The sequence below is a fragment of the Flammeovirga agarivorans genome (assembly GCF_012641475.1).
Classification (GTDB): Bacteria; Bacteroidota; Bacteroidia; order Cytophagales; family Flammeovirgaceae; genus Flammeovirga; species Flammeovirga agarivorans.
The window spans coordinates 1-856 of sequence record NZ_JABAIL010000064.1 but is presented as its reverse complement, the minus strand read 5'-3'; the positions used below and the strand labels follow the sequence as shown (position 1 = coordinate 856).

Annotated in this window: 1 protein-coding gene; it reads right to left on the bottom strand. The window is 28.9% G+C overall.

From position 1 onward, the window contains the following. Window positions 1-232: 232 nt before the first annotated feature. Window positions 233-856 (bottom strand): hypothetical protein (locus tag HGP29_RS28245; RefSeq protein ID WP_211093453.1); only part of this gene is annotated, 624 nt, incomplete at its 5' end.

The window sequence follows — 856 nt, the reverse complement described above, 5'->3', positions numbered from 1 at the left end:
TCAATATAAATTGTATCGAAATATATTTCACTTCCTGATTCATAATTATATGTTAGGTAATAATCAAAATTATTAATATTTGATTTTGTTGAACAACTACCAAAAATAACCAAACAGAATAAAAGCTATAAAAAGGTATGTTTCATATTTTATGGCATATAACGTGATGGCTAAACTACGTGTGAGGGTGCGTCACCCGAAACGTGGAGTTTTAGCTGTTGTTGTGTACTTTTTATGCTATTCCATTGATACTTAAGCCAAAAAAATCCCCTGTATCAATATTGTAATTAATTCTCCAATAGTAACTACAACCATCTAAAACTTCCATATATTCTTCATTTAAATTATAACGGGTTTTATTCTCATCCCAAAAAAAAGATATTTGAATAATTCTATCCCCATTATTACTGATAAAGCTAACATATTGTCGATAGTAATTAATAATATTCCTATGAATTTTAGGACAATCATTGAAACCGTTAAATGGGTTATTTTTGGATAATTTACGTATCCTTTGACTTAATTTATTTTCAATATCTGAAATATCCGAATCTGATGGTGTCCAAAAATTTGCGTTCGTGTTGATATTAAAATATTCAGGAAAAGGATATTTTTCTGTGAAAATAGTTCCTTTGAAATAATCACACTCTAATCCATATATATTATCACTAATATTTATTCTCCTAAATTTTAATTGAGATTGTTTTACTTTACAACTACCAATCAGAAGTAATGGTAAGAATAATAAGTTTATATATCGTTTCATTATCATCTTAATTGTACACAACGTAATGGCTAAACTACGACCAGCGGGTGCGTCACCCGATGGATGGAGATTAGCTATTGTTCTCAGCTG